Annotated in this window: 20 protein-coding genes; 6 read left to right on the forward strand and 14 right to left on the reverse strand. The window is 56.9% G+C overall.

Translation table 11 applies throughout. The features are described from left to right. Positions 1-39: 39 nt before the first annotated feature. Together P2081_RS02390 and P2081_RS02395 are read left to right on the forward strand one after the other, a co-directional pair. Complete coding sequence (locus P2081_RS02390; protein ID WP_278921261.1) at positions 40-753, forward strand: TRAP transporter small permease; 714 nt, start codon at positions 40-42, stop codon at positions 751-753. Beyond that, positions 753-2,069 (forward strand): TRAP transporter large permease, encoded by a 1,317-nt coding sequence (locus P2081_RS02395; protein WP_278921262.1) that lies wholly within the window; start codon positions 753-755, stop codon positions 2,067-2,069. The genes P2081_RS02390 and P2081_RS02395 overlap by 1 nt, the downstream gene beginning before the upstream one ends. 13 nt (positions 2,070-2,082) lie before the next feature. Here the strand turns inward: P2081_RS02395 and P2081_RS02400 are convergent, their stop codons facing one another. From P2081_RS02400 to dctP, 7 genes are all read right to left on the reverse strand, one after another. Then, complete coding sequence (locus P2081_RS02400) at positions 2,083-2,901, reverse strand: lysozyme family protein (RefSeq protein ID WP_278921263.1); 819 nt, start codon at positions 2,899-2,901, stop codon at positions 2,083-2,085. Positions 2,902-3,019: 118 nt separating this feature from the next. Then, entirely contained in the window at positions 3,020-3,622 is a 603-nt protein-coding gene (locus tag P2081_RS02405) for an acyl-homoserine-lactone synthase (RefSeq protein ID WP_278921264.1), read from the reverse strand. A 111-nt stretch (positions 3,623-3,733) separates the two neighbouring features. Next, positions 3,734-5,665 carry an ATP-binding protein gene (locus P2081_RS02410; RefSeq protein ID WP_278921265.1) on the reverse strand — a complete coding sequence of 644 codons (1,932 nt, stop codon included), beginning with the start codon at positions 5,663-5,665 and terminating at the stop codon, positions 3,734-3,736. Positions 5,666-5,932: 267 nt separating this feature from the next. Then, positions 5,933-6,622, reverse strand: a complete 690-nt coding sequence (locus P2081_RS02415) for a M15 family metallopeptidase (protein WP_278921266.1) — start codon at positions 6,620-6,622, stop codon at positions 5,933-5,935. Continuing rightward, positions 6,623-7,900 (reverse strand): TRAP transporter large permease, encoded by a 1,278-nt coding sequence (locus P2081_RS02420; protein ID WP_278921267.1) that lies wholly within the window; start codon positions 7,898-7,900, stop codon positions 6,623-6,625. After that, entirely contained in the window at positions 7,897-8,382 is a 486-nt protein-coding gene (locus P2081_RS02425) for a TRAP transporter small permease (protein ID WP_278921268.1), read from the reverse strand. Before P2081_RS02425 ends, P2081_RS02420 begins: the two co-directional genes overlap by 4 nt. Further along, positions 8,382-9,389, reverse strand: coding sequence for a TRAP transporter substrate-binding protein DctP (gene dctP / locus P2081_RS02430; RefSeq protein WP_278921269.1), 1,008 nt, complete (start codon positions 9,387-9,389; stop codon positions 8,382-8,384). Before dctP ends, P2081_RS02425 begins: the two co-directional genes overlap by 1 nt. 250 nt (positions 9,390-9,639) lie before the next feature. Between dctP and P2081_RS02435 the strand changes: the two genes are divergently transcribed. Then, entirely contained in the window at positions 9,640-10,503 is an 864-nt protein-coding gene (locus P2081_RS02435) for a MurR/RpiR family transcriptional regulator (RefSeq protein WP_278921270.1), read from the forward strand. A gap of 168 nt (positions 10,504-10,671) precedes the next feature. Continuing rightward, positions 10,672-12,420, forward strand: a complete 1,749-nt coding sequence (locus P2081_RS02440) for a sugar phosphorylase (protein WP_278921271.1) — start codon at positions 10,672-10,674, stop codon at positions 12,418-12,420. A gap of 98 nt (positions 12,421-12,518) precedes the next feature. On the opposite strand, the gene P2081_RS02445 is transcribed toward P2081_RS02440, so the two are convergent. From P2081_RS02445 to P2081_RS02455, 3 genes are all read right to left on the reverse strand, one after another. Continuing rightward, positions 12,519-13,739, reverse strand: coding sequence for a glycosyltransferase family protein (locus tag P2081_RS02445; protein ID WP_278921272.1), 1,221 nt, complete (start codon positions 13,737-13,739; stop codon positions 12,519-12,521). A 5-nt stretch (positions 13,740-13,744) separates the two neighbouring features. Beyond that, positions 13,745-14,536, reverse strand: a complete 792-nt coding sequence (locus P2081_RS02450) for an HAD-IIB family hydrolase (RefSeq protein ID WP_278921273.1) — start codon at positions 14,534-14,536, stop codon at positions 13,745-13,747. Between the two features lie 242 nt (positions 14,537-14,778). Next, entirely contained in the window at positions 14,779-15,462 is a 684-nt protein-coding gene (locus tag P2081_RS02455) for a hypothetical protein (RefSeq protein ID WP_278921274.1), read from the reverse strand. A 203-nt stretch (positions 15,463-15,665) separates the two neighbouring features. Here P2081_RS02455 and P2081_RS02460 point away from each other — a divergent pair, with 203 nt between their 5' ends. Both P2081_RS02460 and P2081_RS02465 read left to right on the forward strand, forming a co-directional pair. Beyond that, on the forward strand, positions 15,666-16,496 hold the full coding sequence (locus tag P2081_RS02460; protein WP_278921275.1) for a glycosyl hydrolase: 831 nt from the start codon (positions 15,666-15,668) through the stop codon (positions 16,494-16,496). 285 nt (positions 16,497-16,781) lie between these two features. Beyond that, complete coding sequence (locus tag P2081_RS02465) at positions 16,782-18,227, forward strand: tetratricopeptide repeat protein (RefSeq protein WP_278921276.1); 1,446 nt, start codon at positions 16,782-16,784, stop codon at positions 18,225-18,227. Positions 18,228-18,912: 685 nt separating this feature from the next. Here P2081_RS02465 and P2081_RS02470 read toward each other — a convergent pair. Genes P2081_RS02470 through P2081_RS02485 form a run of 4 tightly spaced genes read right to left on the reverse strand, consistent with a single transcriptional unit; the run spans position 18,913 to position 23,632 of the window. Then, positions 18,913-19,818 carry a glycoside hydrolase family 26 protein gene (locus P2081_RS02470; RefSeq protein WP_278921277.1) on the reverse strand — a complete coding sequence of 302 codons (906 nt, stop codon included), beginning with the start codon at positions 19,816-19,818 and terminating at the stop codon, positions 18,913-18,915. 22 nt (positions 19,819-19,840) lie between these two features. Further along, positions 19,841-21,661 (reverse strand): glycosyltransferase, encoded by a 1,821-nt coding sequence (locus tag P2081_RS02475; RefSeq protein ID WP_278921278.1) that lies wholly within the window; start codon positions 21,659-21,661, stop codon positions 19,841-19,843. Next, a complete protein-coding gene (galE, locus tag P2081_RS02480) occupies positions 21,648-22,643 on the reverse strand; it encodes a UDP-glucose 4-epimerase GalE (RefSeq protein WP_278921279.1) in 996 nt (331 codons plus the stop codon). Before galE ends, P2081_RS02475 begins: the two co-directional genes overlap by 14 nt. Beyond that, positions 22,640-23,632: a UDP-glucuronic acid decarboxylase family protein gene (locus tag P2081_RS02485; protein WP_278921456.1), complete on the reverse strand. Its 993-nt coding sequence runs from the start codon at positions 23,630-23,632 to the stop codon at positions 22,640-22,642. Before P2081_RS02485 ends, galE begins: the two co-directional genes overlap by 4 nt. Between the last annotated feature and the right edge of the window lie 675 nt (positions 23,633-24,307).

The raw sequence follows: 24,307 nt of genomic DNA on the forward strand, positions 1-24,307 counted from the left end.
GCGGAGCCGTCTTTTCTGTGACGTCTTTAGGGGATGGGCATGCGTGACTGGCAACCGTTTCTGGGCTTGCCCCTGTGGGTTTGGCTCTTTGTGATTCCAACAGTATTGGCATTGGCCTGTCTGCTGTCACCGGCAGCTATGGGCCGGGCTTTGCGGCCGCTGCAACGGCTGCTGGACCGGATCTATCTGCTGTCCGGCATGCTGGCCGCACTGTGCATGATTACCATTCTTGGGCTGATCCTCGCCCAGATGGTAGCGCGATGGAGCAGCCTGACCTTTCCCGGTTCAACCGAATATGCCGGCTACGCCATGGCGGCGACCTCGTTTCTGGCTCTGGCCCATGCGCTGACCCGAGGCGCCCATATCCGGGTCTCGGTCTTTTTGAATATGGGCTATCGCTTTGGCCTCTGGCTGGATGGGGTGGCCATGTGGATTGCCGCCGTGACCGCCACCTATTTCGCCCGCTACGCGATCAAGACCAACATCATGTCAAAAATGCTGAATGATCGCACCCAGGGGCAGGATTTCACCCCGGAATGGCTGCTGTCGTTTTTTGCCATGTTTGTCACCGCGCCGTCGCAATGGGGCAGGCTCTGGGCTGAAACCGGATCCGACTGGGTCTATACCCCCGTTTGGCTGCCACAGCTGCCGATGTCGATTGGCACCGTCCTGTTGGCCCTGGCCCTGTGGGATTATCTGTGCCGTCTGCTGATCACCCGCAAGGCCAGCATCACATCGGAGGCCGTGGAATAATGGGCGAGATCTACACAACGCTTATCTTTATATTTGTTCTGTTTGCGCTGCTTGGCAGTTCCGTCTGGATTGGGCTGGCGCTGATGGGCGTGGCCTGGTTCGGCATGGAGCTGTTCACCACCCGCCCCGCAGGCGATGCCATGATCACGACCATCTGGACCGGTGCCTCCAGCTGGACCCTGACGGCGCTGCCCCTGTTCATCTGGATGGGAGAGATCCTCTATCGCACCCGATTGTCAGAGGACATGTTTCGCGGCCTTGCCCCCTGGATGCGCTGGCTACCGGGGGGGCTGCTGCACACCAATATCGCGGGCTGTACCATCTTTGCTGCCGTCTCGGGCTCATCCGCGGCGACGCTGACCACCGTGGGAAAAATGTCGATCCCCGAGCTGCGCAAGCGCGGTTATCCGGAATATATGATCGTCGGCACCCTGGCCGGGGCTGCCACGCTTGGGCTGATGATCCCGCCCTCGCTGACGCTGATCGTCTATGGCGTTTCGATCAATGAATCGATCACCAAACTGTTCATGGCCGGGATTTTCCCCGGCCTGGTGCTGGCCAGCCTGTTCATGGCCTACATCATGGCCTGGCACTTTCTGGCCAAAGACCAGCGCCCCGAACCCGAACCAGCGATGTCTTTTGGTGCGATGCTTGCCGAGAGCAGGTTCCTGATTCCGGTGCTGATCCTGGTCACCGTCGTCATTGGCTCCATGTATCTGGGCCTGGCCACCGCCACCGAGGCCGCCGCCGTGGGCGTTGTCGGGGCCTTGACGCTGGCGCTGTTGCAAGGCTCGCTCAGCTGGGCAACCTTCAGCGCCTCCCTGATGGGGGCGACGCGCACATCGGCGATGATCGCGCTGATCCTGATGGGGGCCTCTTTCCTGTCACTGGCCATGGGCTTTACCGGCTTGCCACGGGCGCTGGCAGCCTGGATTGATCAGATGAACCTGTCCCCGCTGGTGCTGATCATTGCGCTAACCCTGTTTTACGTGGTGCTCGGCATGTTCCTGGATGGGATTTCCTCGGTTGTTTTGACCATGGCAATTGTAGAGCCAATGATCCGGCAGGCAGGCATTGATGTGATCTGGTTTGGCATCTTTATCGTGGTGGTGGTTGAAATGGCGCAGGTCACGCCACCGATTGGCTTCAACCTCTTTGTACTGCAAAGCATGACCCGGCACGAAATTTCCTATATCGCCAAGACCGCCCTACCGATGGTGGGACTGATGCTCTTGATGGTCGTTATCCTGGTGGCCTGGCCAGAGCTGGCAACCTGGCTTCCCAATACCCTGCGGGGTGGGCCTGTCGGCGGATAGCGGATGGTATGTCTTAGCTGGGGAAGATACGCGCCATCTCTGCGTCAAAGCGCGCCCAGCTAAGCACCGCACGGTTGCCCGCCAGGCCATGATAATAGGATTTACCAGTCGAGGTGGGCAGCCCGGCCCAGATCTTGGACAGGTTATGCATGAAATCGCGTCGGTCCATCTTGCCTGCCATCACCGCACTTAGGCCTGCCTCTTCCAGCAACTGATGTGCAAGACGGTCCTGCAACGCAGGGGAAAAGCGCTCTCCTCGTTCGGCCCCAATCTGGCGTGCCAGACGTTTAAGGGTGGCCGGAATGAACTGATAGCGCCCGATGGCGTGCTGCTGTCCTGGGGTGCGGGCGATCCAGTCGTATATTTCACCCAGCGTCAGCTGGGTTGGCAGTTTTTGCGGGCGGACCTTGGCGGCATGCTGAACCGCATCATATTGTGCGCTGCCGGCCTCGGCGCTGGCAATCAACTGCATCAGCTTGGCCACCGCACCGCGTGCAACACCCCCCTTGGGCATGGCGCGGAACAGGCTGGTGCCGTGCCGATCGGCAAAGAGGCTCGCCAGATTGGATTGTACCGCTTCCATCTCGGCCTCAAGCCCCTGCCCCTGCCCCTGAAGATCAGCTTGACCCGGTGCTGTCTCGCCCGCCAGAACCGAAGCCGGAGTATGGCGCGCCAACATCGGCTGCGCCGCTGCCGTAGATCCCTGACGAAAGAACCCTTCGTTGACGATGGAAAACTGTTCTGTCGCGCCAACAGCTGAAAAGCTGGCAGGCGAAAGAAAAAGCGCCATACTCAAAGAAATAAGGCGTGGGCCTAATTGGGATTTGCTCATATCAGCCTTCTGTCTGAAACCGCAGGTCCCTGCTGTGATATCGTGACAGAATTGAGATTTCCTTTACCAGGGCGCGAGGCGGGGCGCTAAAATGCCCCGCAGCCCGTCGGGCAAAGGGTCAGGCCGCGTAGCGGCGGACATTTTTGGCATCCACCTTCAAATGGTAGGCTTGGCAGGTCTCCCCGCCGATTTCAACGCGCGGCCCAGCTGGGGAAATTGTCAAACCAGTCCGCCGCATCAGTAGCCCTGCCGCCACCGATGTCAGGCAGATATAGTCCTTGAAGTTCCAGGACTCGGCCAAACGGGCAAGGCTAATGCCGATCTCCCCGCGCACCTGCATCCGTTCCCGGCTGCTTAGGGTGTCGGCAACAAAGACCCGGCTGACCTCCCAGATTTTGGGATCCTGCGGGGCTGGCTCGTCCAGAATATCGGAGGGCAGATCCGGCAACAGGCCCAATTGGGCATCGCGTAGCATGTAGCTGGCGTTGATGTTCTGGGCCGTTGTCGGCGTCACCCGCAGCCCGCCATGCACCGTCAGCCCATCGTGGATCACATAATAAATGCTTTCCGGGCTGTCATATTGGTCAAATTCAAGCCCACGGGTATTTGGCAGCTTCCAGCCGCGCGCTTCAATGAAATGGTGATACCTGGCGCGCAGAAGCGCGGTGAATAAGGTTCCTGTTTCACCAAAGTTGTCAAAGGTGATCTCTGTGGATTGCATCGTTGCGCCTGCCCAGTCGCTGGAGGATTTCTAACCCCCTCATGGGAGTTTTAATAAAATTCAACACAACTCTTACAGGCAATCGTAAATTTTACATTAACGCAACTGGTATTACTTAACGGCACGACGCAGCCCTGTGTCAATCGAAACGGTGGCTTCCTCCGTCTCTGCCGAGGAAAGCTGACTGGTCTCTGTGCTCTGCCCCGGAATTGGTCGCGCTTCGGCCTCTGTTGGCAGGCCATCCGGGCCTGTCGATCGGTCCGATTGCTGCGACTGACCTGAGGCCATCCCCCACGCAGTCACGACCTTGCGCATTTCCGACAACAGAACTGATTTTTTCACCGGTTTGGCGATATAGCCCGAGGCCCCAAGAGCCAGATATCGCTCGCGATCTTCTGCCCCGGCATTCGCCGTCAGCATAATCACTGGCGTAGCAGCAATATGCCCGCCACGCCGGGCCATTTCCATCAAGGTCTCGCCGCCATCCATCACCGGCATTTTCATATCCAGAAGCACCAGATCAACCGGCCGCTGTTCCAGACAGTCCAGCGCCTCGACACCATTGCCGGCCTCCAATATTTCAAAATCCCCCTTCTTGAGAAAGGCCCGCACCACCATCCGGTTTGATCGGGTGTCATCAACCAGCAGGATGGATTTGATCCCAAGATCTCGCACCAGCTCTTGCAGTTCATCCCTGCTGGGAGGCGCAGCCGCGCCGCTGGGCCGCTCGGTCTCAAGCGGTACATCTGCCTCTTCCAGAACCTTGATCTGACAGGTCACTGTAAAACAACTGCCCTTGGACGGCGTGGAAACAACCGTGATATCCCCGCCCATCATACGGGCAAAACGGCGCGCAATCGCCAAGCCCAGCCCTGTGCCCGGAACCGTGGGGGCGTCTTTATCCTCGACGCGGTAGAACTCCGTAAACAGCTTGCCAAGCTGATCTGCCGCGATCCCCCGCCCCGTGTCGCAGACTTCGATTGCCAGCAGCGTCTCCCCTCGGACCAGCGCGCCGCTCGCCTTGACAGAGACGTAGCCGGTTTCAGTGAATTTAATCGCATTGGAAACAAGGTTCCCAATTACCTGACGTAGGCGCAACGCATCAAATTCGGCATAGGCTGGCAGGCCTTCACCGATTGCAACATCGAGCCGCAGCCCCTTTGCATCCGCCGCCGCGCGAAACACCTCTACCGCGCTGGCGATTTCCAGCTTGGGGGCTGCGGCAGCCAGGCTCACTTCGATATGGCCGGCCTCAACCTTGGCATGGTCCAGAACATCGTCCAGAATCCCGGTCAGCGCCTGGGCTGACTTGCGCAACAAAATGGTGCGCTCACGCCGGGTCTCTGTATCGGTATCTTCCTCATCGATGAGTTCAGACATGCCGCAAATCGCGTTCAGAGGCGTGCGGATTTCGTGGCTCATCGCCGCCAGAAAGCGGCTCTTGGCACGGCTACCGGCCTCGGCTGCGCTAAGCGCTACGCGCAGCCGTCTGGTCAGCCTGTGCAGCACCCACATGCTATGGGCAACATACCCGGCCCCCAAAATCATGATAATCAACGCGATGACAAATTCCATCGGGCTGGCAAAGGAGTACAGGAAATTGATGATCATGAAACCCACAGCGCAGATAATCGGCACCGCAGTCAAAAGGCCAAACAGCATCCATTCGGAGCGCGCAACAACGCTATGATTGAGAGCAATGATCAGCAACATCGTGCCGGCCAGCTTGGGAAAGGGCTCTGGCTGCAAGAACAAAAGCACCGGAATCGCGTTGAAGACCCAGATCCCGACAAAGGCAGAGCCAAGCAACAGCACAACCCCGCCAGGCGTGACCTCACGCTCCAGCTTGCGATAGGCAAAAATACCGATCACTTCGATCACGCAAAGGCAGGCATAGATAGCACAAACCGTCACAAAAGGCAGGTAATACAGGGACAAAACCGAGACGAGCGTGATGGAGGCAAACCGAGATGGCAGGTCGCCACGTACAAGCCGGTTCTGTGCCGCAACCGAAGCCTTCAAATCGGCTGGTAAATCAAACATGCGCATCATCCCCGAAGCGTCATTCACGTCGTCCTTTTTTCTCGCTGAACGGGCACCAAAGACACCCAATCACCGCCATCGCCTGAGCACGCGTATGGACGGTTCGGTACTTTCGCCTGAACATAAGGCCAAAAGATGGCGGTGGTTCGAAAGAATAGGATCGTATCTTGACAATTTATGCAAGTTTGAAGGCATTTCCCCGCAAAAGCCCAGTGTTCAGACACGGGATGCACAATGAACAGGCAGAGCCAGGATTCCAGTGCCCCGCTATATTTTCAGGCATCCTTCCGGCAGGCTGGTTGGGCCATAAAAGGCGGCTGGCTGCCCGGCGGCAACAGCCCAGACCCAGTTGCCATAGTCAAAATGCCACCATTCGCTTGCCAAATTGGTAAACCCGGCCTGAAACATCGCCTGGCACAGTAGATGTCGGCGCTCGACCTCGGGGGATCCTACAGCGGCATCTGTCCAACTGCGCGCACTGGGTTCGTCAAAGCCGCTGCCCATAGGCAGGATTGCGCCGGTTTCATCCGCCAGTGTCACGTCGATAGCGCCGCCGGTGACATGCGGGCTGTGTCTTGTCTGACTATCCGAAGGTGGTGCCGCAAACTGCATGGTAATTTGGTCAATCTCCGGGGCGCTGGCCTCTGGATGGCGCGCAGCAACATCGCTTCGGATCTTTTGGTACAGGGCCTGCTGCAGGGCTTTGGAGCGCCACCCATCCAGCAGGACCAGCCGATACCCCGGCGGCAAGGCCCGCGCCGCCATGCGCAAACGATCATAGACCCCGGCACGCACCCAGACATCTGGCAGGGCATTGGGCAGGCCATCGGCATGGTAAACGGGGCGCGTCAGCCAGGCTGCACAACCGGAGGTGGGGACAAGCACTTCGCCGTTCTCAGCGATGTTGAGCCGCGCCGCGGCCTCCCAGTTCAGAACATTTGGCTGTGGTTTAGACATTTAGTGCAACAATGTTGGCAGCCAGGTGGTAAGCCCGGGCACAAGAATGATGATCAACAGCACGCTCAGCGCCACCGCGATGAAGGGCCAGATCGCTACGAACAGACGGGCGATATCGACCTTGCCAACCGCAGAGGCGACAAAGATGCAGGCCCCCATCGGCGGCGTAATCAGCGCGATGGTGATGTTCAGGGTGATGACAATGCCCAGATGCACCGGATCAATCCCCGTTACCTGGGCCACAGGCAAAAAGATCGGCGTCAACAGCATCAGCGCCGAGACTTCCTCCATGAACATGCCGGTGATGAAAGTCACAAATGAAATCGCGATCAGGGTTAGCGCCGGATTATCGGCAAAGGGCGCCAGGATATCGGCAAAGGCTTCGGGCGCATTGGCAAAGGCCAACTGCCACGAAATAATTGAGGAAATCGCGATGATGGCAAATACCGCCGAGGTCAGCATCGCCGTGTCTTTGAAAGACATCCAAAGACTGCGCAGGTTCAGATTGCCCGACATCACCCCCCAGATTGCCACATAGGCCACGGTCAAGGCGCCGGATTCCGTCGGCGTCACCACGCCAAATACAATCCCCGCGACAATGATCAGCGGCGCGATCAGGGCCGGTAACGCGGCATAGGCCGCACAGAGAATTTCGCTAAAGCGCGCAGGTTTGTCCAGTTTTTCAACATTATAGATGCGCGCATAGACAACGTTCATCGCCATGAATGCGCCACCCAGCGCCAACCCCGGCAATACCCCACCAAGAAACAGCGCCCCAACAGAGGTTCCGGTTTGGCTGGCATAGAGGATCATAAAGATCGACGGCGGAATAATCGGCCCGATCAATGAACTGGCAGCGGTCAGCCCCGCCGCATAGGTGCCGGGAAACCCGGCCTTACGCATTCCCGGCACCAGCAGAGTGCCCAGCGCCGAGGTATCGGCCACGGCAGAGCCGTTGATGCCGGCAAAAAAAACACTGGCCACGACATTCACATGGCCCAGACCACCGCGCAGATGCCCTACAAGGCGCGTTGCAAGGTTCAATAGCCGTGGCGTCATATTGCCATTGTTCATCAGGTTCCCTGCCAGAATGAACAGCGGAATGGCCATCAGGGAAAACACATCAATGCCGCCAAAGGCCTGCTGCGGCATGATGCGGCTCATCTGTTCAAAGCCCACAAAGGAGAATCCGATCACCGCAGTGGTCATCAGGCTGAGGAAAAGCGGCATCCCAATGATCACATTGAGCAGCATCACAGCAAGCATGGTGGCAATCATTCGTCATCCTCGACGGTCTGGGCGCGCATTGGCTTGGGGCCATTCAGCAGCGCCAGAAGGAAAAGCAGCCCAAAGCCAACCGGCAGGATCGCCACCGGGATAGAGCGCGAAATCTGCAGACCCGGCGTTTTGAAGAAGCCGACGCTGCCAACATATTCATAGGAAAACCAAGTCATTGCCCCCGTCAGCGCCAGGGTCAACAGCCATTGATACCAAACGATCACTCGTTTGATCGGCGCCGGAACACGGTTTTCCAGGATCGCAACACGCATATGCGCGCCTTCAATCCAGACCGCACCCATCCCCAGCATCGCAGCCCCGATGATGCAATAGCGGGCCAGTTCATCAAACCAGATCGGCGAAGCGCCAAGGAAATAGCGCGCCCCCACCCCATAAAGGATGAACACCGTCACCCAAGCGATGAGCAGCGTTGACACGCCTATTGAAAGGCGTGCCAGCAATTTTTGCAAAGCGACGATCATTACTTGATCAGGTCAGACTTGCCGAGATCCGCGAAGGCGGCTTCCAGGAAGCTCTTGTCGATGTCCTGGGTGCCAAGCCATGTGATAAAGCCGGGCTGACCGATTTTCTGGAATTCTGCCATGGCCTCGGCGGTGGGGGTGATCACCTCGACGCCATTTTGCGACAGCCATTCTACCCGACCTTCGACATTGGCCTGCACGTCATCGCGTGTCAGCGCGTTGGCCTCAACCACCGCCTCTTCCAGGATTGTGCGCTCTTCGTCGGAAAGACCTGCCAGCCATGTGCCATTGGCGGTCAAGAACTGCATGGAATACTGGATATTGGCGCGGGTCATATAGCCCTGCACCTCGTTCAAGGATCCGATAATGATATAGAGCGGCGGGTTCATCTGCCCGTCGACAACCCCGGTTTGCAGCGCGTTATAAACTTCGGTCCATGGAATTGGCGTGCCGGATGCGCCCATGGCTTCATACAGCGCCACCTGCGACGGATCCATCGCGCGGAACTTCATGCCGTCAAAATCGGCGGGCGAATGGATCGGCTTGTCTGTGCTGGTGAACGCGAGGAAACCGCCCTCTTCCACCACGGCCAGGATTTCCGACCCGCCGGTGCGCTCGGCAAAGGCCTCTTCGACCATGCCCCAGTATTTGCCGTCATCAAAGAAGCTGCGGGCCTCTTCGGGGCTGGTGAACATGAAGGGCGTGTTGGAAACGAAGACCTCTGGCACCACCGGTGACACACCGGCAAAGCTGGCGATGTTCAACATCGGCGAGGCCAGCGTGTTTTCCATGCGCTCCTGCTCTTCGCCCAGCTGCGAGTTGGCAAACAGCTCCAGTTCGATATCCGTCTTGGCTTCGACGATCTCTTCCAGTTTGGTAGCAAAGAAATGCACCGCGTTCTTTTCGGCGTCTGGGGGACCGTTGTAGCCAAGTTTGATGGCGTCAGCCTGGGCGGCAACCGCAGTGCTGGACAGCAAAGCGGCAAGGGCGAGAGACTTGAATTTCATTTCAGAAACCTTCCTGTTGAGCGATATATGATCTGCCGCCAACGCGTGACCTCCTCGGCACTTCACTGTGTTGCCTTAGTGGCGGCACGCGTTTCGGGCGATACCTTGGAATAGAAAAGTTTGAAAATGTTATCAAGCAAACATCTTTATAAAAAAAGTTTGCTGGAAAACATTTGCTGTTATACAGTTGAATATACTAATAAATTACATGTGATGAAACAGTAAGCACAGGGGAAGAAGGGGGCGAAAGGTGCAGGAAGAGCAGGATCTATTGGCCAATGCCATCGCCAAGGCAGAATCAAAGCTCACCCAAAAAGAGAAGCGGATCGCGGCCTATTTCCTGGCGCGCCCAGATGCGGTGATTGTCGAAAAGAACGCTGACATTGCCAAGAAACTTGACCTGAGCACCATGACGCTGACCCGGTTTTTCCGCAAAATCGGCTTCACCGACACAGCTGATGCGCGCGCACAGTCCATCCAGAACACCTATAGGCCAGGGAATGACCGCGTCGACAAACGGTTTGAAGATAGTTTTTCGCGCCCCAGCTCTGAAAAGGCCATAAAGGATCTTCAGCTAAGCCGGGCCTCTGTTGAGGCCGCCTTTGAACTGCGTGGCAGCGCCCTCTGGGAACAGATCGTCGAATTGGTTGCGCACTCGGATGCGGTGCATGTAACCGGCTTTCAAACCATGCATTTCCTTGCCGACGGTTTTTTCCGCCGCCTGTCCTATCTGCGCAACAAGGTTCACCTCGAAGATGGGATCGACGGCGTCTATGCCGGCTTGCTGCCAGAGCCCGGCGAACGGGTTGCGCTGATCATGATGGATGTCTACCGCTACGGGGCGCATGGCCCCCGCCTGGCGGCACTCGCCCAAGAGCGTGGCATTGATGTCATTGTATTAGCGGACGAATTTTGCGACTGGGCTGGCGGCATCACGCCCTATGTCCTGCGCTACCCGGCAGAGACCCACTTTTTCCTGGCGATGCCGCAAGGCATTACCACCGGGCTGAACCTGCTGCTGCAGGATGTCAGCGCCAGCCTTGGGGATACCGCCGGACGCCGGGTCAAAAAACTGTCCGAGGCACAGGATTATTTTGGCCTGTTCCTGGACTAGCTGCCACCGCTCCAACTGCACCGGAACCGACCCAGTAAATGCCTAATATTTAGTCAGCAATGGTCAAAATCTGACGGCGGGCCACCGGGGCTGCCGATGATCCGGGCTTTGTGACCCAAAACACCGCCAAAGCCTTGTGTTGCGCGGGTTTTCAGATTTCCTTTTCACATGCCTAACGACCAGACAGATGCATTCTCAAACCGGTTGGCGGCGCTGATACGGCAGATCTATCCTGATATGGATGCCGCAGCGCTTTCCAGCAAAATTATCGCCGCCTTCTGGCCCGACAATACACATCGTCGCAAACGTGGGCGGCGGCCAAGCAACAATCTGTGGACGGAACGCGACGCGCTGCTGATCACCTATGGCAACTCCATCCTGGATGGTGCCCATAAACCACTGGATCTTCTGCATGATTTCCTGCTTCGCCGGATGAACGGGGTCGTCAACGGGGTACATATCCTGCCGTTCTTTCCCTTCACCTCTGATGATGGCTTTGCGGTGTCGGATTTTCGCACCGTGAACCCTCAGCTGGGGGATTGGCCGGATATCAACCGGATCGGCAAAGATTTTCACCTGATGTCCGATCTGGTGCTGAACCATGTCTCCAGCCAGGGAAGCTGGTTCAACAGCTACCGTCAGCGCCAGGCGCCCTATGCGGATTTCTTCTTCGAAGCCTCGCCGATGGATGACCTGCGCGCGGTGGTTCGCCCCCGCACAACGCCGCTGCTGCAAGAGGTCGAAACAGCCAATGGCCCGCGCCATGTTTGGTGCACCTTCAGCCATGACCAGATTGATCTCGACTTTGGTAACCCCGAGGTCCTGCTAGAATTCCTGCGAATTATCCGCCTGCATGTGGACAACGACGTGCGAACCATCCGCCTGGATGCAATTGCATTTTTATGGAAAGAGGTTGGCACCGCCTCGATCCATTTGCCCCAGACCCATGCGATTGTGCAACTGATGCGGCTCTTGTGCGACTACGCCACCGAAACCATTATCCTGTTGACCGAAACCAATGTGCCAAAGGCGGAAAATCTCAGCTATTTTGGCAACCGCAATGAAGCCCACGCGATCTATAACTTCCCGCTGCCGCCCTTGATTCTACATGCGGTCCTGTCCGGGTCTGCTCAGTATTTGCGCCGCTGGCAGAGCGGCATGCCCCCAGCCCAGCTGGGATGCGCCTATCTGAATTTCACTGCCAGCCACGATGGGATTGGTATGCGCCCAGTCGAAGGCATCCTGCCAGACCGGGAGCAGGAAAAGATGCTTGATACGATCAAGCAGACCGGCGGGCTGGTCTCGATGCGGGCCTTGCCGGACGGAGGCGAGGCACCTTATGAAATCAACACCACCTTCTTTGAGGCAACCCGGCAGACATTTTCGGGCGAAGACGACCACCACTTTGATCGGTTCTTATGTTCGCAAACGATCGTGATGTCGCTAGAAGGGATCCCGGCATTCTACATTCACGCGATGCTGGCCACGCCCAATGATCACGATCAGGTCGCGCGGCGCGGGATGAACCGTGCGATCAACCGGCACCGTTGGGATTACCCAACGCTGAACGCCCTGCTGGATGACCCCAGTTCCTTGCAGGCACGGGTTCTGGCGGCGCTGTCAGACCGGTTGAAGATCAGGGCCAGGCAACCCGCCTTTCACCCCAATGCGACCCAGTTCACCATGCCGCTGGACAACAAGATCTTTGGCGTCTGGCGGCAAAGCCTGGATCGGCATCAGTCGATCTTTGCGCTGCACAATGTCAGCGACCAGCCCACAACCCTGCCGCATATGTCGATGAACCTGATCGAGGATGAAACCTGGGTTGATCTGCTGACCGGAGAGGAAGTCGATATGAAGCAGGACGCGCTGGTTCTTTCGCCCTATCAATGTCGCTGGATCACCAACCGGGGCTAGCGCGACGCGCCGTCACCTGCATTGACACCACACGCGCGGTCGTTTTTCGTGTGCATGTTCCGCACATCCAAACCCGGTGCGCATATTGCGCAACAGGCCTAGGTATAGTCCATTTCATCCGCCTTGGCGGCGGCGGTCATATCCGACAGAAAGGTGGGGTCGGCGGCATGAACCCGGTTCCAGGTTGGAATAAACGGCGTCTCATGCGGGTTTTCCAGAAACATCTGCCCCGCGCGCATGATGTTTTCCGCAAACAGCTCGATCGAGGTCTCTTCGGTATGGCGATCTATCGACAGGCCGTTCATCTTGGCATCGTTGTAGTAGGCCTCTAGCAGGTCAAGCGCGCAGCGATAATAGGTGGCCTTCAAGGTGCGAAAGACATTGGGGGTAAAGATGGTGCCATCCGCCGCCAGCTTGCGGAAAATCGCCTTGCAGATATCAGTCGACATCCGGTTCAGCCCCGCGTTTGCTTCCCCTGGGCTGAGCCCCTGGTGCTTGTGATCATAGGCATCCGAGATATCAACCTGGCAGACCGCCTTGGGCGCAAGATTGCGCCAGGCCTCTGACAAGACGCCGATTTCCAACCCCCAATCCGATGGGATGCGCAGATCCGGCAGGATAGCCGTGCGCATTGCAAACTCTCCCGACAGGGGATAGCGAAAACTGCGTAGATAATCGATGTAATCTCGGCTGCCGATCACCCGATTGAGCGCAATTAGCAAGGGACTGACCAACAGGCGCGTGACCCGGCCATTGATCTTGTCGCCGCCGATACGCGGGTAATACCCCTTGGCCACCTGATAGGGAAAGCTGGGGTTGGCCATCGGATAGACCAAGCGGGCCAGCATCTCTTTGTTGTAAGTCAGAATATCACAATCATGGATCGCCATGACAGCGCTATCGGCGCAGCCAATCAGATAGCCGAGGCTGGCCCAGACATTCTTGCCCTTGCCCTTCTCGGTTGGGGCCAGGCCCAAGGCCTCTAGCCGTGCCCCCAGCGCCAGCATTCTGGGACTGTCATTCCAGATGACGATATGGTTTTGCCGCAACCCCTTGAAGAATTCCTTGGCCCGGCGGTACTGGGTTTCATCGGCGGCATCCAGACCAATGATGATCCTGTGCAGATAGCTGACACTTGCCAGCTCTGTCAGGATATGCGGCATGGCCTCCCCTTCCAATTCGGAATACAGACAGGGCAGGATCAGCGAGATTTTGCGGGACTGGGCAAAAACGGCAAGCTCATGCTCCAACTGATCGGCCGACCGGGTGCGCAGATTGTGCAGTGTCGTGATGTTTCCGTTCTGATGAAAATCAGCCATACGCCTTAGCCCTTGTTCAATTGCAATCGATCTAGGAGATGAATGATCGCCGCATTCCAGCCCTGCGGACCTGGGGCTGTGCTGCGGATGATCCGGCCCTCTGCCTCGCCCCGAAGCGGCGCAAGGGGGGCACGATGCGGGTTGGCCACGACCACCCCAAAATCAGTTGCCTCCAGCATCTGAACATCGTTCGGCGCATCCCCCAGCGCGATTGTATGCTGGGGGGCATAGCGCTGAACAATCCTGCGCAGCTGGTCGACCTTGTTGCCGCCAAAAGAGAGCGTCAGAAAACGCCCACCCTGTTGCGCGCGCACGCCCTGCGCCTGCAGATGGGCAAGAAAGTCCGCCTGCTGTTGCGCCGTCCCCAGCCATTGCCCCGGTTCGGAAAAAACACGCTGCTGCGCCAGCTGTGCCGCAGCGGGCGGCAGCCCGGTCATCTCGCCCAGTTGTGCCAGCGTGACATCCCCAAAGCCGCGAAAATTCTGGCTCAGATCCGGGGGCATTCCGGCAAGAACCTGGCGCAAATCCGCATAGCGAGAGCCCCCCTGCACAGAGCTGACACCAGGCGGCAGATGCCCTGCCCCGTTCTCGACGATGGCGGGCCAGTTCTGCACCCCCAAAGCCGCGCGCAGCCTGCCCACCTCGGCGGCGGTTTTGCTGCTGGCCAGGACAACCGCTGCAGACAGGTTTTTCAGAGCAGCAAGCGCTGGCTGCGCCGCCGCCCAAGAATAGGTGTCGTGATCAAGCAATGTGCCGTCAAGATCGGTAAACACCATAAGACGCAGTGGAGTTGTCATGCCACAAGTCTGTCTTTGCGCCCCGCAGGATCACAAGATCCCCCCCTGCGAGAGCGCAAGTGCTCCCGCGCATTCGCCTAAATCACCAGCAGCGCCCCCCCCATATGATTGCGACTTAGGCATATTTAAAACGCGCAAACGCGAAAACACAGGACACAAAATACGCGCTGGAGATCGCCTGCCCTTTTGCCGCCCTGCCAGCCGCTGCTGGCCTATTCAAAACCGGGCGCCGCGAGATGGGGTCACTTATTGGCATTCACGCAGCTGCAATCCCTTTCTGCGCCCTTCACCGTTGTCGGCAGTCTGAAAAAGCGGAACGCCCCAAGCTGGTACATCGTTTCAGTATAGGTGTTTTGCTTACCCTCGGGATCTGTGGTTTCCACGGGCGTTTCAACGATTTCAACCGGGGCTCGGTACGGCTGCCCCTTGTTCAGCCAATCTGCTGACAGCACCATTTCAGTGCCATCCAATTCCCAGGATCCGGCGTAAGGGCGTTTGGCAAAGACCAGCTTAAATGCCCCGTCTTTCTGGATCGCCATGTACCCTTCGGCATCGGTGTCCAATTCACCAGCATCAACCTCGCGCATCAGCCGCGTCCATAGCACGACGTAGCTTGGCTCGGCGCTGCACAATTCGTAACGGGCGATCGGCTCGCCTGTTTCAAGGTTCCATTTCTCCTCAAACATCACATCCATGATGTTTTCTGGCGTGGTCAGTGGCTCTGATTGTTCCAGGTCGTAACGACGCCTCTCGCTCAGCACATCTTCGTCACGATCGCTCTTTTCAACGTCCCTGTCCCCGGACGACATCAAAGGATCGCAAAATGAGGCCAGCGGCATCTCAGAGGGTTGGCTTTGCGCGGCAGCAACAGTGGGACCGATAAGGCAGGCCAAAACAGCTCCAAGAATTTTCTTAAAAATGGTCATGATTTCCTCCCCAGAAACCAACTCTTCAAGAGTTGTCCCAATAATTTAGCAGAAATTAGGCCCTGCGGCAAAAAAATGCGCGACAGAATTAACCATTTGTACCCATTTCTCGCCCAAAAATGGCCGCTTTAACGCGTTAGTCCGTCCTGACTGCAAGCCGTGGCAGGCGGCTTGCGGAGGCAACAATTTGGAAAGACAGGCCCATGCTGCGCTATTTGTTTGCTACACTATTGGCCATGATGGTGGTTGGATCAGCAGAGGCCCAGAAGGCCGGTGTCGGTGCCTGGGAAAATTCCAGCTACACCATGTTGAAGTGGCTGGAAGATACGCCCGCACTTGGCTGGTATTACAACTGGCGTCCCGATCAGATGTATTCCAAGTCCCGCCACCGGCGCAGTGTGGAATTCGTCCCCATGATTCACAATGCGTCGGATGTGAACAAGCCGATACAATCCGACCTGCCCCTGCGGCATCTGCTGGGCTTCAACGAACCGGACGGCGAACGCAGGCTGTCTGTTGCGCGTGCGATCAAACTGTGGCCCAAGCTGGAACGGCGCGGCCTGCGCCTTGGCAGCCCTGCCACCAAACAAGGCGGAACCCTGGGCGCGAATTCCTGGCAGCGCCGCTTTATGAACGAAGTCGAAGCGCGCGGGCTGCGGGTCGATTTCATGGCAGTACATTATTATTCCAAAAACGGAAATGTGGCAGAGTTTCGCAACTGGCTGAAAGCCGTACACAAGGAATACAATCGCCCGATCTGGGTTACCGAATTTGCCCATATCGACTGGCGCCGCCCCGGATCCACAACCTATCTGAAGAACGCCAAATTCATTGAAGGGGCGATCCGCATGATGGAGGGACTGCCCTTCGTGGAAAGGCATGCCTGGTTTGCGGCCAATCCCTATACTTGGCGCGGCCATACTCCGCAGCTGAATCTGGTCAATGATGATCTGATCCTGACTCCAACGGGCCAGGCGTTTGACAGCGTCCTGAGCAGACTGGACACCCGCCGCGTTTCCAGCAGAGAAAACTAACTGGTTGTGATTGGCATTTGCCCACCGCCGTTTCCCATTATTATATTCCAGCGCAATTTCGCCCTTCTCTTCAGTGTGGCTTTGGGCCAGACGTCCGGTGAAGACCAAAATTAGAAACCGGCCGCGCACTTGCACGCTATGGTAATACCGGAAAATTCAAATACCCCCATAATACGGCAGCCCCCTTCTGGTACTTAATAACCAGAAATCCATGCCCGCCGTATTCATTTGACAAAGACAGCCACAGGTACATTTAATATAGGGATAAATAATGAGGGAAAGGAAATGTCCGTACGTCCTCCTCTATTGAAACTGGTTGGCATCAGTCTTGTTGTTTTTTTCAGTGCAACCGGACCAGCCATCCACGCCCAAACGCTTGACATTGAAGCCTTGCAGCACGCTGCCGCAGATCCGGCGGCAGTTGACGCGCAACTTCAGCTTGGCGAGATCCTTCTTTATGGCAACAGAGGCCTGCCCCAGGACAAGGACCGGGGGCTGGCGCTAATTTCACAGGCGGCAGCTGCGGAACACACCGCGGCGCAAGCGGTGCTGGGAAAAACCCTGCTGGACGGATTTTATGTTGAGGCTGCCCCCGAAACGGGGCTGCGTCTGCTGCAAAAGTCCGCCGACAAAGGCAATCAACTAGCAGAGGAAACGCTGGGGCGGGCATTCCTGTGGGGGGAAGGAACACCGGCTGACCCCATAAAAGCGCACAGCTATCTAAATTCGGCAGCGATGAAGGGAAGCCCAAATGCAATGCGCACCCTGGGTGAACAACTTATCGATGGCCGGATTATGGACCAAGACATTGCTGCCGGTGTCCTGCTGCTGGAACGCGCCGCGGACACGGGCGATGCAAAGGCCGAAGTCGCGCTTGGCAAATTGTTGTTTTACGGCGGAAGCCTTCCCAAAGATCGGCCCCGCGCCACTGCGCTTTTCAAAGCAGCGGCAAAGGCGGGCAATGGCGAGGGTATCCTGCACCTCGGTGCGGATATGATGTGGCGTCGGGTTGACCCCAAGGCCGCAAAGGCCCTGCTGATCCAAAGCGGAGAACTGGGCACTGGCGCCGCCTGGGCAACCCTGGCTGAAGGTGCGATGTTCGGATACCTTGGGGCGGACCGGCGTGGACAATTTGAAGCCTTTGCCGAAAAGGCGCGTGCGGCGGGTGAAACCCGTATCGCCAAGCTGGAGGCCCTGCGCCAGCTATACGGAATTAATATGCGCGCAAGCGGCCCGGATGCGATCCACTTGCTGGAGCAGGCATCAGAAGATGGCAACCCCGACGCCGCCAAATTCCTGATCCAGCTGGTCCGCGATGGCAACCGGCTCAATGTCAGAAAGGCACCGGAACAGGCCGCCATTTATCTGGAGAAATATTCCCAACTTCTTGACCCGGCGGATCGGGAGCGGCTGAGCTTCACCCTGAAACTGGCAAGCACACGCCGCTTTGACCAGTTTGACCAATTCGCCACGGAATTCGAAAGCCGACCAGATCTGAAAACCACCGCCTTTGGCATGGATATCTTTGCAAGTAACCCGAATTTTGCAATTTTCGTGCTGCAATCAAGATTCAAACAACAGGGCAAGGCTATTGGCCCCCCGGACGGATTTGCAGGCAGACGGACCCTGAAAGCCCTATCGAGAGCCTGTCGGACACTGCCCGATACCTCCCCCTGTCTTGATGCCGTCATGCAACCCAAAGTTATCGGAGAACTGCTGGCGCAACGATAATACCCCTGCCCTGCCACCGGATTGCTAGATCGCTGCCGGGCAGCGCTGCATCCAGCAGCATTGCCGCTCCAAATTGCCAGAAGGCCTAGCTGTAGTTGTCGAGCGCTATGGCGGTCTTTCGGCTGAACGTCGTTCCCATACAGCCCTCCCCAAGTTTCGCGACACACCTTACCGCAAGCCAACCCTATTGGCAGCCGCCTTGCGCCGCACAAACGGGTGGGGCAGCTTTGCTTGGCGTCGTTGTTCAGATTGGGTCCCGTATCGCAGGGATCACGGCTCTAGCTGGGATGGCAACGTGACGGCTGACCAAACCCCGCCGGAGAACAAATCCACGTGGCACCGCCGCGCGTGCTCCTCAAAGAGGCGCGTCTAGCAGCCTTGCGTGCACGTGCTTCTTCGCGTTTGCTAACAGTCTTGACATTGGCCATCCAATTGAAAGCATAAACATTCTGAGTTCGATTGTTGCTCTGCTGCTCGGCCACTGCAGCCACTGGGATGGTAGAGAGTGCCACGATAAGTCCAACACTGAGTGTCGCTGACACCCAATTGGTCGCCGTTTTGATAAACATGCTCACTGCCTCTAACTAGCGTCGGTGGTTACCCCACCTTGATTGCGCCTGAATAGGGCATTCATATGTTTAAGCAACGGTTGATTTGTGTCGGCTGTATGAGTGGCGAATTCTCGCTAATTGCTGTTCACCCGGTTTTCCAGGCGCCAATCCGGCAAGCCATAGCCATCGGGCCAAGGGTAGACCTCTTTTTGGTTAAAGTAGACCACACCGGACAACAGCGGTTTTTCGGGCTGGGGCTTCCGGACCTCTCCTTCCCATTGCGCGACGTAGCTGGCGCTGCCGGCAAAGCCAAGTTCGGCAACGATGACCGGTTTTCCAAAGACGGCTACGCGGGCATAGGTTTCGTCCAGCCATTGCTGATATGGACGCGACCCGCCTAGAATTTCGGTCTCCCATTGTTCAAGCCCAAAAATCGACAGGCCGACAAGGTCGACGTAGTCGTCACCGGGATAGTATTTCTCCAGCCCGTCATCCCCGGCAGGCGACCAGACAACGCTGATATCGGGGGCCTGGTCCCGGCAGATATCAATCATCCGCTTGAACGAGGTGATATAGTCCTCCGGCTCCCAGCCTGACCAGATGAACTGGCCTTCGTCGCGCTCCATTTCCTGCCCCCACCGCACAGAGATTGGGCTTTGCAGATCCTTGAGCACCTGGCAGATGCCGCGCATGTTTGAATCATAATAGCCGTTCAGGATGCCATTGCGCAGAAATTCAGGTGTGTTGCGTTCATCCACCGTCCAGGTCCAGGGTTCGACAGTGACCATCAGGGCGCGCCCGCGTTCCAGTGCATATTCATCGGCATCCAGCAGGGAAATCAGCGACACATCCTCCCACGGCAGGAAGACATGCTCGATCATCACATCGGTTTCCTCGCTGTAATCCCCTACAGGATCAAATGCGCCATAGGGTATGTTGCCTGGCGGAAGAGCAGCAGCGGCCAGAATGAGTGGAGACCCCGCGATTGCACCCACCGCAAGTATGCGCCTGGCGCGAGAGACTGGTTTGAAACGTTCCATAGACCTGGTCCTCCTGTTTTGGTCACCACACTGGGGCGGTTTCATCACCCCATTCAAAATTAAACCTATAGCCAAACGGTTCTCGATTTGCGCTGCCTGCCCCCGCGACGTTGACCTGCACCTCAACGATCTTCACCGGTTCAAGGCCGATCGACAGCGCATAGACGCTTTCTGCTGCGCGAATTGCAAAGGCGCTAAACAGCAAAGTCGCGATGGTGGCCACAACACCTGTCTGCACCACAACATCCCGCCACTGCAGTTTTACGGGCCATCCGTTCTCGTGAAAATGTCTCAGCACTGTCACGGAGAGCGTCGCGGTATAGAGGCTCCCGGAAAACAACGTCAGCAGGTAAAACCCTTGCGCCTGCTCCAGATTTCCGGCCAGCAACACAGGCAGGATACACCCCAAAGCCAGAATTGCATAGACAGCCCAGATCTTCATCGGCAAACGGGTTGGCCCGGTGTCGCCCTTGGGGGTGATCCTGAAATCGACAAAGCGCCCTGTCAAGCTGTCCCGCACGGCCGAAATGCAGCCCCATAGGACCCAGGGCCATTGCAGCATCAGGAACAAGGTTCGTTCCCAGCTGATAAGAGGGGCATCCACCGGCCGAAAGACCTTTTGCCGCCGCAACGCACTTGCCAGCAGCAGCAAGGCCGCGATCTGTGGCATCGCGTGCGACAGGTACTGTGGAAAGGTAATTTCTGCATAGCGAAAATCAAACACAACCGCCAGGATGGGCAACAGGTACATCAGCAAGAAAGTCACGCCGAAGATCGGATAGAGCAGCTGACAAAACAGAAACTGCCATTTCAGCCGCATTGGCATTTGTTGCAGATAGCGCGGCGTATGTACCAACAGCAGGGTCACCAGGCTGCGGGACCACTGGAATTCCTGAATCGCAAGATCGGCCACCGTTGTCGGACCGTCGCCAATGGCAATCGCATCCAGCGCATGCACCCCCCGCCAGCCTGCCGCATTGATCAGCATTGTCGTGGAGTGATCCTCGGCCAGTTCAGGGCCCAACCCGCCCGCCTCGCGCAAGGCGCAGGTCCGCACGGCGTAGTGGGATCCGATGCACATCGGCGCAAACCCCGCAGTATAACCCGCCTGCAGAACCCCGTGAAATGCCCCCTCGGTGTGCAATCGCGTACGCGCCGCCCAGTTCCGGGAGGCGTTCGAGGCGCAGATTGATGGCGCACTTACATAGCCCACATCCGCATCCGCAAAGGGGCGCAACATCTCGCGCAGGTATCCCGGCTGCGGCACGTGATCGGAATCTAGCTGGCTGACGATATCGTATTCCGCATAGCCCCAGTGATCGTAGAAATAGGCAAGATTGCCTTCCTTGCAGCGCGTTCGCCTAGGCCAGACCGCCTGATGATAGTCTTCAACCCCCTTGCGACTGGAAATCCTCACACCGTGGCGGTTGCACCAATCTATGGTGTCCGGGCTGGGATCTTCATCTGCCAGCCAGGTATCATGGGGATAGTCCTGTGCCAGCATCGCCTCAAGGGTGGTCTGAACGACCTCAAACGGTTCTGAAGGTGTCTTGGTCACGATCATCGCCACGCGGAACTGCCCCGGTACTGGATCGGGCGCGCAGGAGCGAACAGCGCGCATCGCAAAATAGATGAAGTAGCATTGCAGGAAACTCAGCCACCCCAATAGCCCGGTCACCAATGCAAACCGCCAGGGCGACGCGATATGTTCAGGTGCGAACCACCAGGTCCAGAACCAGAGCGTCGCCGCCCCCCATATCCCCAGCAGGGCCAAGAACAGAACCCGTTTACGTCCCACAATTATACGGGACAGGTTGCGATATCCGGGGTCAGGCCGCGACATTGCATTTCAACCCAAACCAAGGGGCTGCGTCTTCAATAATCCGCTCAAGCGAGGACAGCTCGGCACGAAACCCCAGCACCTCGGCAGCGCGCGAAGGGTCTGCTGTCAGCGATGGCGGATCACCGGCGCGACGGGGTTCAATCCTGATGGGTAATTTCCGGCCGGTCTTTGCCTCGATGGCGCGCACGATTTCAAGGATCGAATGCCCCCTCCCACTGCCCAGGTTCAGCTTGATCGACGGCTTCCCCTGCATCAGATGCTGCAGCGCCAGAACATGCGCCCTCGCCAGATCGGCCACGTGAATATAATCGCGAATGCAGGTTCCATCCGGCGTCGGGTAATCATCACCAAAAATAGACAAGACCTCCCGCTGCCCCGACGCGGCCATCAGGGCAAGCGGAACAAGGTGGGTTTCGGGATCATGTTGCTCGCCCAGCTGGCCTTCGGGATCCGCCCCTGCGGCATTAAAGTACCGCAGACAGGCAAATGTCAGATCGCTCACACGGGCGAGATCTTCCAGCATCTGCTCGCCAATCAGCTTGGTCCGGCCATAGGGATTGATCGGCACCTGTGGCGTTGTCTCAACAATTGGCAAGGTTTCGGGCACACCATAGGTGGCACAGCTTGATGAAAAGACTATCCGCTTGATATCGGTTGCGCTTGCGGCTTTTAGCAATGAAATCATGCCGCCGACGTTATTGTCGTAATAGGCATTTGGCTGCTGCACGCTCTCTCCGACATAGGCGGAGGCTGCAAAATGCAAAATGGCAGTGATCTTATGCTTTGAGATCGCGGCCACAACCGCATCGCAGTCGCGTATGTCGCCCTGCACAAAGGGGCCAGAACGGACGGCCTCTGCATGTCCGGTAGACAAATTATCAAAAACAACGGGAAGATACCCGGCCATTTTCAAGGCCTTGCAGCTATGCGAGCCGATAAACCCAGCGCCGCCCGTAACAAGGATTGAGGACGCATGGTTCATTGTCCTACCGGTGCCTCCGCTTCCTTATCCACCGCCAATCGTTCACGGTACCACTCAATTGTGGTGCTCAATCCCTCGTTCAGGCTCACTTTCGGCACCCATCCCAAGATCGTCTTGGCGCGTTCAATATTGGGTCTGCGTTGTCTGGGATCGTCCTGCGGCAGCGGTCGGAACGTGATGCCTGCCCGCGATCGCACCATTTTGACGACCTTTTCAGCAAGTTCCAGCATGGTAAATTCGCAGGGGTTACCCAGGTTGACCGGCATCTTCTCATCCGATGCCATTAGCTGGATCAACCCATCAACAAGATCACTCACATAGCAAAAAGAGCGGGTCTGCGTGCCGGTGCCGTAGATGGTCAGATCCTCGCCTTTCAGAGCCTGCACAATGAAGTTTGACACAACGCGCCCGTCTTCGGGATCCATGTTGGGGCCGTAGGTGTTGAATATCCGGGCAATCCGCGTTTCAAGCCCCTTGTGGGCGCCATATTCCCAGAACAATGTTTCCGCCATGCGCTTCCCTTCATCATAGCAAGCGCGGGGGCCGCAGGTGTTGACGCAGCCGCGGTAGCTTTCATCCTGCAGAGAAATTTCGGGATCGCCATAAACCTCCGAGGTGGAGGATTGCAAAATCCGGGCTTTCTTTCTGCGGGCCAGCTCAAGCAGATTGAGCGCGCCGAGAAAACAGGTCTTGGAGGTGTGGATCGGACCTTCCTGATACCGATCCGGTGAGGCAGCACAGGCCATGTTATATATCTCATGAACAGGCCCAGATATATCAATCGGGTCACAGATATCATGCTGGATCAATCTGAAATAACGTCGCTTTAAAAACTCTGCAACGTTACGCCTGCTGCCGGTTTGAAAATTATCGACACAGATAACTTCGTGCCCATCATCCAAAAAACGATGGCAGAGGTTTGATCCAATGAAACCGGCACCACCGGCAACTAGGATTACTTTGTGATTTCGCGCAACGACGCGTGGCATAATATTGGTACGCAAATGCATTCCTCCCCAGGATACTTCCGAGAAAATAAGGCAGCTATTGGCATATATGCGATTTGGGAATACGTGATATTTCCGACAGATCCGAACTCGTCAGTTCCGATGTCTCCACGACTTCCGGAATATCAATCTGCCACAGTCTAATAAAATTTTCAATAAAATGTATAGACTAGTGCTATCACCCCCTACACCATACTGAATATGGTATAGGCTTTCGATTTAAGCCAAATAATTCTCGCGAGGGTAGTTTTCGTTTCAGCTTCAGGTGGTATGTTTTTGTTAAACTTGGCGGGAAGTTTGGAAAATACATGACGGTCCAGAAATAGCCTGCGCCAGCGATTCGAAGCCTTGGCGGCAGGATGAATTGATTTCCGCTGGGTTGCCTGGTTCACATCTTCGAAAAGAAAGCAGCAAATGGCACCCCCAGCTACCGCTAATAGAGATGCGGAAAGGCTTCGGCATTTATCGATACACGGCCAATAGGGCGAAAAAGAAGGGGAGATCAAGATCGACTAGACAGCAAGCCAATCGGAACTGAATGCCACAGGGGCCACATCTGGATTGAGCGCTGTGCAGACATGCGTGGTAGAATGGGGGGCTTGCAGAACGCAAGATATCGCGTTCTCGATTTCACCAGACATTATCATTATCTTGGGT

This window comes from Pseudophaeobacter profundi (assembly GCF_029697505.1).
GTDB lineage: Bacteria > Pseudomonadota > Alphaproteobacteria > Rhodobacterales > Rhodobacteraceae > Pseudophaeobacter > Pseudophaeobacter profundi.

What these genes read in the sequence shown, in the direction of transcription:
- P2081_RS02390 (WP_278921261.1), top strand. Translation starts at nt 40, where the DNA reads ATGCGTGACTGGCAACCGTTTCTGGGCTTGCCCCTGTGGGTTTGGCTC.
- P2081_RS02395 (WP_278921262.1), top strand. Translation starts at nt 753, where the DNA reads ATGGGCGAGATCTACACAACGCTTATCTTTATATTTGTTCTGTTTGCG.
- P2081_RS02400 (WP_278921263.1), bottom strand. Translation starts at nt 2,901, where the DNA reads ATGAGCAAATCCCAATTAGGCCCACGCCTTATTTCTTTGAGTATGGCG.
- P2081_RS02405 (WP_278921264.1), bottom strand. Translation starts at nt 3,622, where the DNA reads ATGCAATCCACAGAGATCACCTTTGACAACTTTGGTGAAACAGGAACC.
- P2081_RS02410 (WP_278921265.1), bottom strand. Translation starts at nt 5,665, where the DNA reads ATGTTTGATTTACCAGCCGATTTGAAGGCTTCGGTTGCGGCACAGAAC.
- P2081_RS02415 (WP_278921266.1), bottom strand. Translation starts at nt 6,622, where the DNA reads ATGTCTAAACCACAGCCAAATGTTCTGAACTGGGAGGCCGCGGCGCGG.
- P2081_RS02420 (WP_278921267.1), bottom strand. Translation starts at nt 7,900, where the DNA reads ATGATTGCCACCATGCTTGCTGTGATGCTGCTCAATGTGATCATTGGG.
- P2081_RS02425 (WP_278921268.1), bottom strand. Translation starts at nt 8,382, where the DNA reads ATGATCGTCGCTTTGCAAAAATTGCTGGCACGCCTTTCAATAGGCGTG.
- dctP (WP_278921269.1), bottom strand. Translation starts at nt 9,389, where the DNA reads ATGAAATTCAAGTCTCTCGCCCTTGCCGCTTTGCTGTCCAGCACTGCG.
- P2081_RS02440 (WP_278921271.1), top strand. Translation starts at nt 10,672, where the DNA reads ATGCCTAACGACCAGACAGATGCATTCTCAAACCGGTTGGCGGCGCTG.
- P2081_RS02445 (WP_278921272.1), bottom strand. Translation starts at nt 13,739, where the DNA reads ATGGCTGATTTTCATCAGAACGGAAACATCACGACACTGCACAATCTG.
- P2081_RS02450 (WP_278921273.1), bottom strand. Translation starts at nt 14,536, where the DNA reads ATGACAACTCCACTGCGTCTTATGGTGTTTACCGATCTTGACGGCACA.
- P2081_RS02455 (WP_278921274.1), bottom strand. Translation starts at nt 15,462, where the DNA reads ATGACCATTTTTAAGAAAATTCTTGGAGCTGTTTTGGCCTGCCTTATC.
- P2081_RS02460 (WP_278921275.1), top strand. Translation starts at nt 15,666, where the DNA reads ATGCTGCGCTATTTGTTTGCTACACTATTGGCCATGATGGTGGTTGGA.
- P2081_RS02465 (WP_278921276.1), top strand. Translation starts at nt 16,782, where the DNA reads ATGTCCGTACGTCCTCCTCTATTGAAACTGGTTGGCATCAGTCTTGTT.
- P2081_RS02470 (WP_278921277.1), bottom strand. Translation starts at nt 19,818, where the DNA reads ATGGAACGTTTCAAACCAGTCTCTCGCGCCAGGCGCATACTTGCGGTG.
- P2081_RS02475 (WP_278921278.1), bottom strand. Translation starts at nt 21,661, where the DNA reads ATGTCGCGGCCTGACCCCGGATATCGCAACCTGTCCCGTATAATTGTG.
- galE (WP_278921279.1), bottom strand. Translation starts at nt 22,643, where the DNA reads ATGAACCATGCGTCCTCAATCCTTGTTACGGGCGGCGCTGGGTTTATC.
- P2081_RS02485 (WP_278921456.1), bottom strand. Translation starts at nt 23,632, where the DNA reads ATGCCACGCGTCGTTGCGCGAAATCACAAAGTAATCCTAGTTGCCGGT.